Below are 14,871 nucleotides of genomic sequence, written 5' to 3'. Positions count from 1 at the left end.
TTTGATCTTGTTATTAACAACGTGTCATCTGTAAGCAGTCAACTGACTTGCGGTAACTCATCGGAGGTTAGTACGGCCAAATGATACGTCTGCAAAAAGTTATTGAGCAGCTGGTAGCCTGCTTCACTTAAAATAGACTCAGGATGGAATTGCACGCCTTCGATGGCCAATGTTTTATGCCGGACACCCATAATCTCTTCGATACTACCATCGGTGTTCTGTGTCCACGCGGTCAGCTCAAGACACTCAGGTAGACAGGTCTTGTCGATGACGAGTGAATGATAACGTGTGACTTGCGAGGGGTTTGGTAGGCCGGCAAAGGCACCTTGGTTATGATGATAAACGGCTGATAAACGCCCGTGCATCACTTCCCCAGCTTTAACCACTTGTCCGCCAAATGCTTGCCCAATTGCTTGATGTCCTAAGCAAATCCCTAGCATAGGAATGCGACCCTTAAACGTTTCGATAACTTCTAGCGATATACCAGCACGGTCAGGATCGCATGGGCCAGGGCCAATGACGATAACGTCAGGTGCCAGTGTTTTAATCTGCTCGATAGTGGCTTGATCGTTACGCCAGACGGTGATGTCCTGTTGTAACTCACCGAAGTACTGTACAAGATTGTACGTAAAACTGTCGTAATTATCGATCATCAGAATCATTAGGTTTTCAACTTATTGACGGGCAGGTATTTTGGGAGGCTCTCTATATCTACATGCGTTTTAATGTCTCTCAACATTTGGCGTTAAGCTGTTTTAACGGGGCTGAGTGCTTTTTTAAGCCGCCGTTATCTTACCACTATTTTGCTGTCTATCAAATGTGCTGTATAGGCGTTGTCAATAAGGACTAAAGAAAAGTAATGTTTTTTTGCCTGATAGGTTCACGATCAGGCGTCGTCATCCAGATAAACGTTATAAATGCACCATAAAATAGCAACGCTTATAACCTCACATTTGATTATGATCTAATTTGGTGCGTCTTTTAACGTTTTTCTGCTGTCAATAAGAAGCGTTCAGTAAGATAGCTACTGAAAGACACGATGAATATATATTTTATTGCTTTATAAGTGGCTGAAAATTATAAAAATTATCCCAGTTTTTGGCGCTTTAGGAAATGGTCCGTATAGATAGTTGGCACAGCGTTTGCATTATTACGTTTAAGATTGCTTATGGCTATAGAGTGGATCAACGCTCATTATTAGTCAGTGTCAGAAGAGTTCAGCACGATACGTCATATGTTGTTAGAATAATATCAGGATTGACTTGGCTTATGGTGATTCTGCTAAGATGCCTATGAGTCTTATGAATGATTTGTTTTAAACGAGTATATTGATTAATAACATTGACAGTGCTAATAATAAGCATAATATTGAATGCGCTATTTAGCTTCAGAAGCATATCTCATATTCTTAAACTAAAAAATTGCACCAATACCTTGAAATCGCAATAACATGATCAACACAACGGAGACTATTCATGTCGAACAAACTACTAGACCTTATCCAATCTTCTAACGCTAAGTGGGTTGACTTTCGCTTTACAGATACACGCGGTAAAGAGCAACATATCAGTTTTCCAGCGTCTACCGTTGACGAAGATGTGATGGAAGATGGCAAAATGTTTGATGGCTCATCTATCGCTGGTTGGAAGGGTATCGAAGCGTCAGATATGATCTTGCGTCCGGATCCAGAGACCGCTTTCATCGATCCGTTCTTTGACGCGGTGACAGTGGTAGTGACTTGCGATATTATCGAGCCATCAACGCTACAAGGCTATGATCGTGATCCGCGCTCTATCGCTCGCCGTGCTGAAGAGTACTTGAAGTCTACAGGTATCGGTGATACTGCTTACTTCGGTCCTGAGCCTGAGTTCTTTGTATTTGACGATGTTAAATGGTCAGTTGATATGTCTGGCGTTAGCCATAAGATCACGGCTGAAGAAGCAGCATGGTCGACCAATGAGAGTTACGAGTGGGGCAACATGGCGCATCGCCCACGTGTTAAAGGCGGTTATTTCCCAGTACCACCAATCGATAGCTCACACGATATGCGTGCGGTTATGTGTGAACGCATCGAAGAAATCGTTGGTGAAGGCTCAGTTGAAGTACATCACCATGAAGTGGCTTCTTGCCAGTCTGAGATCGGTGTGGCATTCAACACCATGGTGCGTAAAGCGGATGAAGTTCAGCAACTAAAATACGTTGTGCACAATGTCGCGCATCAGTTTGGCAAAACTGCTACCTTTATGCCTAAGCCAATCGTTGGTGACAATGGCTCAGGTATGCACGTACATATGTCAATCTCAAAAGACGGCGTAAACACATTCTCTGGTGATGAGTATGCTGGTTTGTCTGAAACAGCATTGTATTTCATTGGCGGTGTGATCAAGCATGCTCGTGCGTTGAATGCGATTACCAACCCATCAACCAACAGCTACAAGCGCCTAGTGCCACATTATGAAGCACCGATCAAGCTTGCTTACTCAGCCTCTAACCGTTCAGCATCTATTCGTATTCCACATGTGAGTAGCCCAAAAGCGGTCCGTGTTGAAGCGCGCTTCCCTGATCCAACGGCGAACCCATACCTAGCGTTTGCTGCATTGTTAATGGCTGGCCTTGACGGTATCCAGAACAAAATGCATCCAGGCGAAGCTGCGGACAAAAACTTGTATGACTTGCCACCAGAAGAAGAAGCACAAATCCCAACAGTTGCAGAGAGTTTGGATGTGGCGCTACAAGCTTTACGTGATGATCATGAGTTCTTGTTAAAAGGTGATGTGTTCACGGAAGACATGTTAGAAGCGTTCATTGCGTTAAAAGAAGAAGAAGTACAACGTCTGAACGTGACTGTACATCCAGTTGAATTTGACATGTACTATAGCTGCTAATCTATCGTATAGATTCAAAATTACTCTAGTTAATTCATTCAGTTAAGAAGGACCAGTCAAGTTGAGCTTGGCTGGTTTTTTTATACCTGTTGCCAAGGCCACCACATTCATTGACAAAGTTTCTCAGAAGTCGTTACTGATTTCATGAGAAAATTATCGCATAATGGTTTTTTATAAAACCCATTAACAGTCGACACGAATCAGGTAGGCGGACTATGACTACATTATCAAAACCGAGATTTCTAAAAGGTGGCTTCACAGTAGGTTTACTAGGGGCTATGATTATTAGCGCTACCACTCTGTGTGTGACGTTCGCAAATGCCGCACCTATCTATAAGGTTATCGATGAAAAAACGGGTCAAGTTACTTTCACTGACCGCCCGCAAAGTTATGAGCAGCAAGCTGATAAAAAAGTGAGTCAGATGGCTATTACAACTGATGCTACCAGTGATACAACCAATCAGCCAAATAACAGTCATACCAACAGTCAGCCTGCTGCTATTGCTACACGGCAAACTGCTGCTGTGCCGAGCTCAAACCCTAAAACGGTAGCTCCCATCAATTATCAGCTTGCTATTACTGAGCCTAGCGAGGAACGTGCTTATCGCCGTCCAGCGCAAACCATCAATGTGAGAGTGCAAGTGACACCCGCTTTACAAGCAGGTCATAGTATCAGTATTTATTTTGATGAGAGTGAAGTGGCGCAAGGTTTAAGTGCCTCGATTGCGACTATAAATCTCTTGCCAGGGTCACATGCTATAAGAGCCGTGGTAAAAAACGAGAAGGATCAGATACTTCAACAAGTGACCCGTACTGTTTATGTGATCCAAAACAATACAACGCTACAAAATAATAAGAAAATTGCTCAGCAGCTTTTGGCTTATCAGAACTTGCCGTGGCACCAAAAAGTCTTGTTGAAATTGCGTCAAAAAGAAACCGCTACGCCTTAGCCTTAAGAGGGTTTATAAATCTAACCGTTTACTAGTCATACCTGAGTCTTCATTAAGCGTATTAAAAAAGGCAAGCACTATAATGGTGCTTGCCTTTTTTGATACGCATGGCTAACGTCACTTTAGAGATAAGCGGCTTTATTTATTCAACTCAATCGTCCCATTAGCGGTCACTGAGATAGTACTGTTGCCAGACTCAAAATTTTGGCTTGGTACGGATTCATCTGCTACGCCTGCTTTCATATTCATGCTGCTGTACATTGGACGTGGGTAGTTGCTCCCTGTGTTTAAGTTGACACTCACCACCCGATAGCCACGAGCGTCCCACGCACGGGTGAGATTTTTAGCTTGCTGCTGAAAGGCGCGTGAAGCATCAGTCATCAGCTTTTGCTCTAGAGCGTCCTTTTTGGTATCGGAGACACCAAAGTTTAAATTGTCCATGACTAAGGTTTCTTGCAAGTCAGCAATAAGCTGGCTAGTCGCTGCAAAATCTGTACTCTTTAAATCGATATTTGCCTGTCCTGTCCAGCCAATAATTTTGTCGTTTTTATCATAACGGGGGTAAGTGCGCTGCTGTCCGGTGCTGACCGTAACGCTGGGGTAGCGCTTGGCTATTTTCATCGCATTGTTAATGGCTGTGTTCAGGGTAGTGGCTAGAGTCTTAGAATCCGTTGCTTGTGCTTTTTTATATAAGCTCGCCCTGACTTCATCGTTTTGGATTTCTTCTTTTACTTCTGTCTGAAAAGTAAGCTGATCATAGCCTGTTGGCTCTGCATGCGCGTAGCCCATCATAGTGGTTAGTAAAAGTGCAGTGCCTGTCGTTAGAGCCGCTTTATTAAGTAACGTGGTTTTCATGTGATCTCCTAAGGGAATATTAATAGTACAGATATGAATTCTATTTAGATAAAACGTAAATACAATTCATAGCCATATTAGAAGCTGTTCATTTTATTTGTTAGATGACAGTGAGCGCTCAGCTTCAGTCACTAAAATAGCAAAATTTAGCTGCGCTGCTGTGAGAATTTTGTCACCTAGGTTACGGTTTGTTTTAGGCCATAAAAAACAGTTTTACAATAGGGGTTGTAATAATGAAAAATTCTTGTATAATTTGCAACTGGTGGCTCCATTGGTAGCCTCGCAACATTGTTCTATGAATCCCGCCAGGACCGGAAGGTAGCAACGGTAGTAGTCACAATGTGTGCCGAGGATGTGCTTTTGGAGTCGCTTTTTTTTGCCTGTAAGATACTGATTTGTATAAGGTTACGGATAATATTCTGATATTTGATAGCCTGTTTGATAGCCATCTGATTTAAAAGACAGCCATTAAGCTGTCTCATATTGTAAGTTTTCATTGTATTCCAGCAAGTCTCTATTCTTAAAATAATTACACCCATCAATCTTAATCGGCTTCGGAAAATCACTTGATTCCGATTCCCAGCGTCTGCGTATCGTTTTTGCGCTAACATCGTACAAATCCGCTACTTTTGACAAGCTGGTCAATCCGTCAGGGTGCAATCGCTCGATATGCTCGTTTTGTTCAATCATCTGTCACTCTCCATCTCATTAACGCCTCATAAGCTCTATTTTCAATATTGTCTCGCCAAAATTCGGCTTGCTCGCGAACGAATTGTTCTTTTTCTTCTACATAGCGCAAGTGCGCATCTATCTCTTTATCAAAAAGCCCTAAATATACTTTTTCCCCGTTTTTGCTTATAGTTGAACGCCACCTGCCACTAGATTGGTGAATCGTAGCTCCGATCAAAGGGTTTTTCCCTAAAGGTTGTTTGTTTGGTCGATTGATTCTTATTAGGTAATTCAATGCTGGTGGTAGCAAACAGCAATTATCAGGACCGTAAGTTTTATTACCTCGAACCAGTAAGTCTTTGTCTAGGTGATAACCTCGTTCGGAGAACTTACTACTAGAAAACCATTTTGCAAAGTTTTGAAAGTTATGCCAACGATCATCAACCATACAATCATTGTAAGTGTTATATTTTTCCCTCAATTTTGGGTTGTAGCAACGATGAATCATATCTCTCCACGCTATGTACGCATTCGTCATAGATCCATCGATGCGAGTTTTATACGGACCGTCTCCAACAAAGCCGATACCGATCAAAGTGCGCTTCATACTCACATCACTCTCCTTGTTTTAAAAACGGTGTCAAATCAGGCTCGCTATAACTCTCAGGCTTCATAATCTTGCCGTTCTCGTCATACTCAAACTTACCCTTAACCATCTTGCTATTGTTTGAGCGTATGACTTCTTTTAGTGCGCCCTCAATATCAAAGCCCATCATGTATGCGACACCAGTGGCGGTTACGATTTGGTCGCATAGGGCGTCTAGTAGCTCGACTTTATCCATGCGCTGAATAACATTAACAACGCTAATACTGTCGCCTTTGTACCAATCTGCAATCTCTCCATTGTGGCTTGGTTCATAGCCGTACAACGCCACATCCATCTCATAGACTTCTTCGTAGTGACAACCGATCTGAGTGCAAACATCCTTGTCAGTCGGCTCAGGCTTCGCAGCTTTAAACCAGTTGCGAATATCAGTTATAGAATCAGGCTTAACATACGGCTGCATCTTCTCGTTGTAGTGATTCCATGCCCATTGTTTAGCTTCGTCGATGGTTGCAAAGCCAGTGGCTTCTTTTATGCCAGTTGGGTTACGTCGGTCAAAGTAACCAACATACCAGCCTGTATCATTATCTGTTTGCCATGCGTCATACTCATGCAACGCAGACCTAGTTTCTGACGCTGTGCCATTACCATAATCTTTCCAAAACAACGGCTTTAACGGTAAATTATTCATCATCTGCCCCATATTTATTATGATAGTTTTGCGCCCATTGCTTAGCGGCTGCCACGCTGTCAAAGTCGCTTGATTGAAACACAGGATAATCACCCTTTGCGCTGTAAATCACACGATGGCTATTGCCGATTGTCTCAACTCGATAGCTATGACTATCAGTGTTAGCCACATCGTTTGTCGTCCAGTTTAGTTTTTGGGTCATTGTCAGTCCTCAAACTTAGTTTCGATACACTCAACCGCGGCACCATTACCAAGATATATACTGTGGTTTGTCAGCACGTCTATCAACGCTGCTCGTAGAACATCTTCAGCGCCGTCTTGTATCTCGATAACACCATCTTCCGTACCGCCTTGAGCATTGTCATTAATCCAGTCGTCGATAAAATCTTTGATTTGCTCAGGCAGCCTCATTGTTTCCTGAATGGCATTTTCAACCGATGGTATGATTTTGCAAACGGTAAAGAATGATGGCATTTCATCGTGGTCCTCAAAATACTGTTGGCGTATTTCGGGCGCTTCTAATGCCGCATCTTCACGGCTTTTATATGGACCTTCGTTTAAGACTTCGCCGTCATCCATGCTCATGTAGAAAACTGTTTTTTCTGTGCTTAAATTACTCATTATCATCATCCTTCTAATTAAAATAGGTGCCCGTATCGTGAGCCAATCGGCCTTGCCTCGACTGCTTTTTCAAAGCACATGCTAAGCACGTAAGGAATGTCAATCGCGGCTGCTAACGGTTGTTCGCCACCATCTAGCTATACGCGTCAGTGTATTAGCCCGCACTGCTCGGTAAAACTAATAAATCACTCTATAAGCGGCTTGGTGATTAAAATAATGACTCTTATTAAAAAATTTGATCTCAATACCTAGCGTGTCTTTAATGTACTGAATCTGCCTTTTAAACTGCTTACGAGTGCAAAGCTCTGCATAGTCCTCGTAAGACAAAACTTGTTTCTTAGTACTCATATCATCAAGTATCTTGTTTCGGACAAGGCGCAGGTTAGCGTTTTTGGTCATTTTGGCACCTATTCGCTCAGCGCTTTTTTACAAGCGGTTGTTAGATACTCGTTATCTTTAATACTATTCACCACCCACTGTAGATAACCGCGCCCATCATGGTTAGTCGCAAGCTCTGCGATTGCCACGCCTTTATGTTTGCCAAAAGGGAAGTGTGTCGGTATTCGGGCAAACTCGCTGAACTCATAAAGCTGATCCATACTTGTGATGTTTTGACGCTTGCAGATTAGATAAAGCAATCTAGCGGTCATCACTACGTCAGCAGCAGCTCCGTGAGCGTCTTTCATGTTTGTTCTTGCATACTCATAGTCGAGCATACAAGACATAGCGCCCAGCGTATGACTGTCAGCATCAGGATATAAATTACGCATTATCGCCAGGGTGCAAATCGCTTTGTACTGACCAACATCAACACCAGCATTTGCAGCTACTCGAATATCAAAATCTACGTTGTGACCGATGATGTAGGTTACGCCTTTTGGCATAGCTCTAGCGCATATCTCTGTATGACTCTCACAGTCTGCTACGTCCTCATTAAAGATATTGGTCACAGCCATTGCACCAAAACTAATAGGGCGGTCAGGCTTGCAACGCTTGCTTGTCACATCCTTTTGGTCGTCTGACTTATCAAGATTACCTTCATAAAATTCAACGCCCATGATGCCAATTTCAGTCGCTTGCGCGTCCTCGCTTGAGTCGGTCGCTTCAAAATCTAGTACGATTGCTTTCATGTCGTCACACCTTAAACTTATCAGGCATATCGCCCGTGATTAATGCTTGCTCTAGTTCATCGAGTAGTGCCAAAAATAGCGGCACTCGCTCGTCCAGTTTTTCGTGTAGCTCCAAGTCAGGCTCAAAGCGTTGGTAAAATGGCGGTAAGCCGTCACAGTAAACAAAGTAATCCCACCATTGGCGACCAGACACCCACATATTGATTTGCATCTGCGTTATGTGAGCTTTATCAATCGCGCCATTGCGTAACAGCGTGACCATACCTTTACCGTCTTTTGATTTAATCTCAAGACCGCCATCGGCGCCAATCAACCGATCAGGGCTTGCACCAACGCCTTTATCAAGCATGATGCCAGCCTCAATAACATCCATTGCCGTTGCATGACCGCTATCAATGTATGCTTGCACCGCTATTGGCTCGATAGTATGACCGCGATCAGTAGCAGCGTTGCCGCCAAACGAGCCTTCAAGTTGTCCAGTAAAACGCTCGTAAATCAGTTTGTCAGCGTAGGTGAGTGCGCCTTGACCAAACGGCTTGCAGACGCGACCATCTGCAAGCAGACAGTGCATTTCGCTAGCCGTTGGCAATCCTAGACGCGCTTCAAGCCATTCATCTGAGCCTTGTTCAACGTCTAAGATAATCATGCGGTTTCAAGCTCCTTTGCAGCGTTTAGCTTGGCAGTCAACTGACCGTCAATGTAGTTGTATGCGCTTTGCGGTATATCAGCGATTGCATCAAGGGCGAAGTCATTTAGCAGCCACTTATTAAAGCCGTCTTGGTCGGCCTTGTTTAGCTTTTCATGCTTAGCAGTCAAACCGCGAGCCTGAGCCGCTGTTATCTTTTTGTGCTGCCATGCCGCCGATGCGTCGTTATCATCGCGCGTTGCAATGTTGAGCAGGGCGCACAATGTATATCGTTTGCCGTAACTGACCGATGACCCCATTGCTTGAGCAGGGTTGTTTTTCTTTGAGCCGCTATAGTCAAAGGGCACGAGTAGGGTTGTCTTTTCTTTGTGCCCTTCTTTGTGTAAAAGGATTGCGGTAATTTCAACATAGCCTTTATAGTCATTAGCTGACTTGTCATCATTTTTCTCTAGCACTGTATTGGTGTCAAACGATAGAGAAAAACCATACTTGTTTAAGATAGGGCGCGTGATTTCTACTACATCCTCAAGCGTGGCATAGTTTGAGCCATTGCCTGATTTAGCCTTTGCAATGGTCGGTATCTCTGATTGCATTTCAGCAAAAGCCGTACTGAATGAGACCGTTGCTTGGCGCTCAGTTTCTTTTGTTTGCAGACCAATCAGGCGCTCTAGCTTATCAACGTCAAAGTTTGGATCGGCAGCCAACTCTAAAATCTTAGATGCCATGACTTGACCTGCATCGCCTTGTACCGCTACCTGATTGTCATTTACTGTCGTTAATTTGCTCATCGTCTTATTCCTTATTGTTGTTTGATTCTGCGTAAACTCTCGTTCGCAGCCTTAACCGTTTGATACTGCTCAGACTGCAAATACTCGTCCGTATATCCACTCTCAGTCGTCGGCTCCCACTCGTTGCTCACAAGCAGCTCACCGTCAATCTCGACTAGCTGATAGGCCTTGTCATCGATAACAACCGTGTCAGCAAGTGCCTGATGCGTAACGAACGCACCAAATACAGCCCAAAATGATATGAAAATGATTTGTTTCATTTACGCCACCTCGCTTGGTAGTTCAGGAATTGGCATCCAGTAGATAAAACTGCTATGTCTGTAATCTTCATCAAAGCAACCTCTACCGCCATTCCAGTAACCAACCCAAGGCTCAAGATGAGCATCATTACCCATGTCGTAAGTAAAGCCTTTTCTTAAAGTTAGGTACTTGCCATCGATCATTGGCTTTTGTTCAACTAAGGCGATCCATTTCATCACGCCACCTCGCTTGCTGTATGCACGTCATAACCGTGACAATGTGCACTCAATAAGCTCTCAAAATGCTCTCTCACATCGTCGTCATCTAGCGGTACATCAATAACCAACATACCGTCAGCCGTTGGCTCTAGCTGCACTCTATGAAGCACAGCGTAGGGCGATTTTTCGTAGAAGTCAGGGTCACGGCATGAGTAGTCAACACACTCAAACGTAAGGATTACATTGCATGTGTTGTGCGAATTTTGGTCTTTGCTTTCAATTCTGATTATCTCTAACATGGCTGCGATCCCTCGATACCAACCTTCCAATTTAAAAGGGCTTTGTAAGCCCTATCCTCAATACCACCTTTCCATTTTTCAGCAATTTCATGTATATGAGACTCTTTTGCCTCCACATAAGCTAAATGCGCTTCCATTTGAGTGTCAAAAGTGCCTAAAAATAAATTCTTGCCATCTATCCTTATTTGTGACTGCCATCTGCCACTTACCTTGTGAAATGTAGCCCCTACCAGTTTTGTTCTAGAGTTAGATGTTTGTATTTTTCCGTTTACCTCTTTTGGTAGTAAACAGCATCTTTCAGGGCTATAAATCTTATTTCCATTTACCAAAAGGTCTTTATCTACTTGATACCCAAAACCTGAGAACTCGTGTTTTACGTACCAGTCAGCAAAATTCTGGAAGTCGTGCCAACGTTCATCAACTTCACAGTTGACATAACAAGTCTTGCGATTCATTACCTTTGGCTTGTAGCAGCGATAAATAATATCTCGCCAAACTAGATACTCATTGGCATTAGAAACTGAGTTATAGCTGCCACGCCCGATAAACCCCACACCAGCCACCGTTCGCTTGTTTTTCATAACTATTCTCCTTATCCGTATAAAAAGTCTGAGTTAGTAAAGCCTAGCGATTCCATCGTGTCGTAAGGCTGTGGCTCGCTATCATCAACTGGGTTATCCCAAAGAAACTGGTTGATAACGGCTTTAATCATCGGCTCATGCTCAAATTGCAGCGTGTAAGCATAGTCTTCACTGATGCCGTCAATCTCTTTGTAGCAGTCACCTACGCTTAGCAAGTTGATGTTTTGTCTGTCGTCAGTCTCAAAGTAAATCTCAACTGATACGTCGTTTGGCATTGCGATGTAAACCGTACCGCTTGTGCCTGATTCGCTTAACTCGTGGTCAGCGTCATTGTCTAATCTTATTTGCTGTGCCATAATGTCCTCGCTTATTAGTAAGTAAAGCCCTGTCTGGTGTCCGCCAATCGCAGGGCTTTTTTGTGAGTGTTATTTGGTTAAATCCAAAGCTAACTGGACGATAGTTGCGCCAAGCGGTGTTAGCTCAAACTTCCATCCGCCATCATCGGTCGCTAAAACTAATCCGTTTTTGTTAAAAATTTGAAACTCGCTGATCGTTCCCATAACTCCTAGATTTGACTTGCAGTTTCTAGCGTCAAACTTCTTACAGTTGCCAGTCGCTGCATTTGTAAAGTGCTTACAGTTAAAGGCGTTTTCCATCTTGACCGTATCTAGCGCTATCTGTGCAAACGACTTGAGGGTGTTACTATCAACCTCGTTCGCCTTATGCTGCTCGCTCAGCCCTGAAATCTTTTTGAGTAAATCGTTAAGGTCACTCATACCCTTATCCTCTTAGTTAGTACGCGATAGCCGTCCGTGAACGGCTATGACTTACTAGCTGGTTTGTATTTTCATTCGCTCAACGACGACAAATTCGGTTATATCTTCAAGCCTCAATCTCTTAGTGATCGGGCTATATATTGAGTAAATGTCTTCTTCTATATTCACAAGATGGGGTGATGACTCTGTAAAAATTTCCGCGAAGTAATAGGCGTCTTGCTGACCATTCCAGTAAGACGTACTAAAAAACATGCCGCTGTAATCCAAATCAGCGTTACTGATATTCCCAAAATAGATACCATTTTGGTTAAAGTCTTCGTCGATACCTTTCGGTATTTTCGCCAGAACAATAGTTTGATATCCGTTAAAACGAGACAAGACATCTGCTTCGTTTGCAGGGAAGCTCTCCCAGTTAAGTTCAGGGTTGATAATTAATTCACTCATATCTCTATCCTCGTTGTGGTCATAGACCGTTAGTTAATTAACTGCTAACTCTACGGCTGACATTGCAGCGTTATAACCTCGCTCCCAGTCTTTCGGTAACGTTCGCTTGCCGTCATGTAGGGCTTGCAGTATCTTTTGCAGTTGCGCCTTTTCCGCTTGCTCGATACGTTCTTTTGTACTGATCCGCATTTTTGGCGCTGTCTTAGTTTTAAAGACGTTTGATAAATCCTTCTTGCGCTGTTCTTGACGCGCAATGTCTTCTTTAATATTCATTCTTATAATCTCGCTGTTAAATAGTGATCGCTGCATCGTCTGCCGTTGTTCGTTGCGATGTAGTTATAATATCGTGATTACGATATGATGTAAACCCCTATGACGATATTTTTAACGTATATACGATATTATTATGTAAATGTATTGTTATTACGATATTCACAGATACAAAAAAACCGCCCAAAAGGACGGTTTGATAGGTGATTTTAGTTATTAGTCTAAATCTACAGCTTCTCTATAGACACACCAACCAAAAGGACGTTGCTCAATTAGGCGTGAGTGCCTGACCAGATGACACACCCAAATGTAAGCCCAGTCATTAGTATTCGACATATTTACCTACCACTTTGCCGACTAAGTTGCATTCGCCCATTGGAACCATTCTTTGCTCATGCCAGTTAGGATTAAGAGGGCGCAGATACATATCATCTGATGTTTCGCCCAGAACAAGCTGCTTAAAAGTGGCTTCTTTGTCATCGTTGCATTGCACAATAATCAGGTCAGCATTTTTCAAAGCTAAAAATCCAGTTTGTGGTTCAACGTAAATAATATCACCTGGATCAAACTTAGGCAGCATACTTTCGCCGCGCACTATTAAAGCAAACCCATTTTTTGATAACTTAGCAGGTTTAGGCGCTTTACCTATAGCGTCCGACATTGATACTGGTTCTACATTCGACCAGCTACCGGCAGCCACCCAGCTCAGTATTGGAACCATATCAGAGCTATCAGACATAGGCGCGTGCTGAGTACCACTAGGGGCATCGAACAAATCAGCGCTACCTTGCTGACCCTGCATGGCTTCTATCTGCGCTCTCAGCTCATCAATAGAGGGCACTTTATCTACGTCGAGCATTTCACCTTGGTTTTTGATTAACCAATCGGTACTTACGCCAGTTACTTTGGCAATATCGTACAAACTAGACGAGTCTTTGTTTCTGCCATTCTCAATATCAGAAATAGCGCCTTGTGATGTTTCGACTTTTTTAGCGAGTTGATTTTGAGTGAATCCTGCGTGTTTCCGCGCCTTCCTAACCCTATCGCCTAACTTTTCATTGTCCATTTTAATACCCCTTACTAATTATCGTAATTATGATACAAATAAATATCGTTTTGACGTTTGATTAAATAACGTAATTACGATATTATGATTACATTAAACGCTGGAGCGATATTTATGACTACTGAAATTAACTTCACAAAAGTTGTTCAAGACCTTCTCGAAGGTAGAACGCAAAACGAGCTGCAAGATATTACTGGTGTGCACCAAGGCGTTATCAGTGATCTAAAACGCGGCTTGCCAAAACCAAACCTTACATACATTAACGGCGCTGCACTTGTTAAAGCTCATCAAGAGTTATGCCAAAACAAACAGCTAGAGGAGGCTTAACCCATGTACGACAACCCTAAACACATTAAAGACCAAAGAATTAACGCTCGTTTCAATGATGATGAGATCGAAGCGATCAACAGCGTGGCTAGCTTAACTGGTCTGCAAAAAAGCACTTTAGTGCGCCAGGCAACACTTAGATTCATCGAAGAATTAAAAGCTGAGCTTAAAGGAGAGTTTGACCGAGATTTCACAAACATTAAAGACGCAGGTTAGCAAACTTTTGGTAACCGCAGAATAGGAGGGCTTATGCCTGATAACGATACACCATCTTTTAGCGAGGATGAACTAGAGGATATCAAGCGAGCAGCTGAAATTATGGGTATGACAGTCGAGGAGCTTGTAAGTCATTCGGCAAATAGATACGTCAAGCGCGTAAAGGAAGATGCTCGAAAATTAATTTATAACCCGAAGTCAATAAAGATACTCAAATGATTTTCGGTAACCGAAAAGGGGCTAAAAGATGCAAGAGCAAGACATTCAAGCATGGGAGCGTGAGCTAGAACACTCTCAAATGATGCAAGCACAGCGCGAAAAGGTCACTTTCTCAGGTGGCAAAACTTACGAACTACCAATCAAGGACAACAGCAATGAGATTCAATGAAGCAGCAGCCAACGAAGCACTAGAAGCGCAAGCAGAGCAAGACCGCATTGATGCAAGACAGCTTGCAGCAGCCGAGGCCAACGAAGCACAAAGAGAGCTTAAACGCGATCTGAACCGTATCTTTTGGCACAGAGTCATGAGTTTTGTCTCAGTCGTCACAGTGCTAGCAGTGGCTTATCGATTAATCGTTATGTTTTGGAGCTAATC

At 43.1% G+C, this 14,871-nt stretch carries 27 protein-coding genes and 1 other RNA gene; 8 read left to right on the top strand and 20 right to left on the bottom strand.

The genetic code is table 11. From position 1 onward, the window contains the following. Positions 1 to 38: 38 nt before the first annotated feature. Positions 39 to 662, bottom strand: coding sequence for an aminodeoxychorismate/anthranilate synthase component II (locus JFC06_RS01365; RefSeq protein ID WP_198333690.1), 624 nt, complete (start codon positions 660 to 662; stop codon positions 39 to 41). 813 nt (positions 663 to 1,475) lie between these two features. Here JFC06_RS01365 and glnA point away from each other — a divergent pair. Together glnA and JFC06_RS01355 are read left to right on the top strand one after the other, a co-directional pair. Continuing rightward, the gene (glnA, locus tag JFC06_RS01360) at positions 1,476 to 2,885 is read left to right on the top strand and encodes a type I glutamate--ammonia ligase (RefSeq protein ID WP_193006882.1); all 1,410 of its coding nucleotides are present in this window, start codon (positions 1,476 to 1,478) and stop codon (positions 2,883 to 2,885) included. A 215-nt stretch (positions 2,886 to 3,100) separates the two neighbouring features. After that, the gene (locus JFC06_RS01355; protein WP_198333689.1) at positions 3,101 to 3,835 is read left to right on the top strand and encodes a DUF4124 domain-containing protein; all 735 of its coding nucleotides are present in this window, start codon (positions 3,101 to 3,103) and stop codon (positions 3,833 to 3,835) included. Positions 3,836 to 3,973: 138 nt separating this feature from the next. Here the strand turns inward: JFC06_RS01355 and JFC06_RS01350 are convergent, their stop codons facing one another. Further along, entirely contained in the window at positions 3,974 to 4,690 is a 717-nt protein-coding gene (locus JFC06_RS01350) for an SIMPL domain-containing protein (RefSeq protein ID WP_198333688.1), read from the bottom strand. 269 nt (positions 4,691 to 4,959) lie between these two features. On the opposite strand from JFC06_RS01350, the gene ffs reads away from it, so the two are divergent. Next, an RNA gene (gene ffs, locus JFC06_RS01345) (signal recognition particle sRNA small type) lies at positions 4,960 to 5,056 on the top strand. A 102-nt stretch (positions 5,057 to 5,158) separates the two neighbouring features. Here the strand turns inward: ffs and JFC06_RS01340 are convergent. From JFC06_RS01340 to JFC06_RS01255, 18 genes are all read right to left on the bottom strand, one after another. Beyond that, positions 5,159 to 5,380: a hypothetical protein gene (locus tag JFC06_RS01340; protein WP_198333687.1), complete on the bottom strand. Its 222-nt coding sequence runs from the start codon at positions 5,378 to 5,380 to the stop codon at positions 5,159 to 5,161. Beyond that, positions 5,373 to 5,972 carry a hypothetical protein gene (locus tag JFC06_RS01335; RefSeq protein WP_198333686.1) on the bottom strand — a complete coding sequence of 200 codons (600 nt, stop codon included), beginning with the start codon at positions 5,970 to 5,972 and terminating at the stop codon, positions 5,373 to 5,375. Before JFC06_RS01335 ends, JFC06_RS01340 begins: the two co-directional genes overlap by 8 nt. Position 5,973: 1 nt before the next feature. After that, positions 5,974 to 6,654 (bottom strand): nucleoside triphosphate pyrophosphohydrolase family protein, encoded by a 681-nt coding sequence (locus JFC06_RS01330; protein WP_227670227.1) that lies wholly within the window; start codon positions 6,652 to 6,654, stop codon positions 5,974 to 5,976. Then, the gene (locus tag JFC06_RS01325; RefSeq protein WP_198333685.1) at positions 6,647 to 6,856 is read right to left on the bottom strand and encodes a hypothetical protein; all 210 of its coding nucleotides are present in this window, start codon (positions 6,854 to 6,856) and stop codon (positions 6,647 to 6,649) included. Before JFC06_RS01325 ends, JFC06_RS01330 begins: the two co-directional genes overlap by 8 nt. Positions 6,857 to 6,858: 2 nt before the next feature. After that, complete coding sequence (locus JFC06_RS01320) at positions 6,859 to 7,275, bottom strand: hypothetical protein (RefSeq protein WP_198333684.1); 417 nt, start codon at positions 7,273 to 7,275, stop codon at positions 6,859 to 6,861. Positions 7,276 to 7,452: 177 nt separating this feature from the next. Further along, positions 7,453 to 7,674: a hypothetical protein gene (locus JFC06_RS01315; protein ID WP_198333683.1), complete on the bottom strand. Its 222-nt coding sequence runs from the start codon at positions 7,672 to 7,674 to the stop codon at positions 7,453 to 7,455. A gap of 8 nt (positions 7,675 to 7,682) precedes the next feature. Further along, entirely contained in the window at positions 7,683 to 8,405 is a 723-nt protein-coding gene (locus JFC06_RS01310) for a 3'-5' exonuclease (protein WP_198333682.1), read from the bottom strand. Between the two features lie 4 nt (positions 8,406 to 8,409). Next, positions 8,410 to 9,051 carry a lambda exonuclease family protein gene (locus JFC06_RS01305; protein WP_198333681.1) on the bottom strand — a complete coding sequence of 214 codons (642 nt, stop codon included), beginning with the start codon at positions 9,049 to 9,051 and terminating at the stop codon, positions 8,410 to 8,412. After that, the gene (locus tag JFC06_RS01300; protein ID WP_198333680.1) at positions 9,048 to 9,839 is read right to left on the bottom strand and encodes an ERF family protein; all 792 of its coding nucleotides are present in this window, start codon (positions 9,837 to 9,839) and stop codon (positions 9,048 to 9,050) included. Before JFC06_RS01300 ends, JFC06_RS01305 begins: the two co-directional genes overlap by 4 nt. A gap of 11 nt (positions 9,840 to 9,850) precedes the next feature. After that, positions 9,851 to 10,099, bottom strand: coding sequence for a hypothetical protein (locus JFC06_RS01295; protein ID WP_198333679.1), 249 nt, complete (start codon positions 10,097 to 10,099; stop codon positions 9,851 to 9,853). After that, the gene (locus tag JFC06_RS01290; RefSeq protein WP_198333678.1) at positions 10,100 to 10,315 is read right to left on the bottom strand and encodes a hypothetical protein; all 216 of its coding nucleotides are present in this window, start codon (positions 10,313 to 10,315) and stop codon (positions 10,100 to 10,102) included. After that, positions 10,315 to 10,596 carry a hypothetical protein gene (locus JFC06_RS01285; protein ID WP_198333677.1) on the bottom strand — a complete coding sequence of 94 codons (282 nt, stop codon included), beginning with the start codon at positions 10,594 to 10,596 and terminating at the stop codon, positions 10,315 to 10,317. The genes JFC06_RS01290 and JFC06_RS01285 overlap by 1 nt, the downstream gene beginning before the upstream one ends. Then, the gene (locus JFC06_RS01280) at positions 10,590 to 11,177 is read right to left on the bottom strand and encodes an AP2/ERF family transcription factor (protein ID WP_198333676.1); all 588 of its coding nucleotides are present in this window, start codon (positions 11,175 to 11,177) and stop codon (positions 10,590 to 10,592) included. Before JFC06_RS01280 ends, JFC06_RS01285 begins: the two co-directional genes overlap by 7 nt. A gap of 11 nt (positions 11,178 to 11,188) precedes the next feature. Further along, positions 11,189 to 11,533, bottom strand: coding sequence for a hypothetical protein (locus JFC06_RS01275; protein ID WP_198333675.1), 345 nt, complete (start codon positions 11,531 to 11,533; stop codon positions 11,189 to 11,191). A 69-nt stretch (positions 11,534 to 11,602) separates the two neighbouring features. Beyond that, positions 11,603 to 11,953: a hypothetical protein gene (locus JFC06_RS01270; RefSeq protein WP_198333674.1), complete on the bottom strand. Its 351-nt coding sequence runs from the start codon at positions 11,951 to 11,953 to the stop codon at positions 11,603 to 11,605. A gap of 54 nt (positions 11,954 to 12,007) precedes the next feature. Beyond that, entirely contained in the window at positions 12,008 to 12,397 is a 390-nt protein-coding gene (locus JFC06_RS01265) for a hypothetical protein (RefSeq protein ID WP_198333673.1), read from the bottom strand. A gap of 33 nt (positions 12,398 to 12,430) precedes the next feature. Further along, positions 12,431 to 12,670 (bottom strand): hypothetical protein, encoded by a 240-nt coding sequence (locus tag JFC06_RS01260; protein ID WP_198333672.1) that lies wholly within the window; start codon positions 12,668 to 12,670, stop codon positions 12,431 to 12,433. A 319-nt stretch (positions 12,671 to 12,989) separates the two neighbouring features. Beyond that, positions 12,990 to 13,733, bottom strand: coding sequence for a helix-turn-helix domain-containing protein (locus JFC06_RS01255; RefSeq protein ID WP_198333671.1), 744 nt, complete (start codon positions 13,731 to 13,733; stop codon positions 12,990 to 12,992). Between the two features lie 114 nt (positions 13,734 to 13,847). Between JFC06_RS01255 and JFC06_RS01250 the strand changes: the two genes are divergently transcribed. The 5 genes from JFC06_RS01250 to JFC06_RS01230 are packed head-to-tail and all read left to right on the top strand — an operon-like array spanning position 13,848 to position 14,869. After that, complete coding sequence (locus tag JFC06_RS01250) at positions 13,848 to 14,060, top strand: hypothetical protein (protein WP_198333670.1); 213 nt, start codon at positions 13,848 to 13,850, stop codon at positions 14,058 to 14,060. Between the two features lie 3 nt (positions 14,061 to 14,063). After that, positions 14,064 to 14,276 (top strand): hypothetical protein, encoded by a 213-nt coding sequence (locus tag JFC06_RS01245; RefSeq protein WP_131401541.1) that lies wholly within the window; start codon positions 14,064 to 14,066, stop codon positions 14,274 to 14,276. A gap of 33 nt (positions 14,277 to 14,309) precedes the next feature. Beyond that, positions 14,310 to 14,495: a hypothetical protein gene (locus JFC06_RS01240; RefSeq protein ID WP_198333669.1), complete on the top strand. Its 186-nt coding sequence runs from the start codon at positions 14,310 to 14,312 to the stop codon at positions 14,493 to 14,495. Between the two features lie 28 nt (positions 14,496 to 14,523). After that, positions 14,524 to 14,664: a hypothetical protein gene (locus JFC06_RS01235; RefSeq protein ID WP_198333668.1), complete on the top strand. Its 141-nt coding sequence runs from the start codon at positions 14,524 to 14,526 to the stop codon at positions 14,662 to 14,664. Further along, a complete protein-coding gene (locus JFC06_RS01230) occupies positions 14,651 to 14,869 on the top strand; it encodes a hypothetical protein (protein WP_198333667.1) in 219 nt (72 codons plus the stop codon). The genes JFC06_RS01235 and JFC06_RS01230 overlap by 14 nt, the downstream gene beginning before the upstream one ends. Positions 14,870 to 14,871 lie beyond the last annotated feature (2 nt).

It is taken from the genome of Psychrobacter namhaensis, assembly GCF_016107545.1.
Lineage (GTDB): Bacteria > Pseudomonadota > Gammaproteobacteria > Pseudomonadales > Moraxellaceae > Psychrobacter > Psychrobacter namhaensis.
The sequence above is the reverse complement of the archived record's forward strand: the minus strand, read 5'-3'. Positions and strand labels throughout refer to the sequence as shown.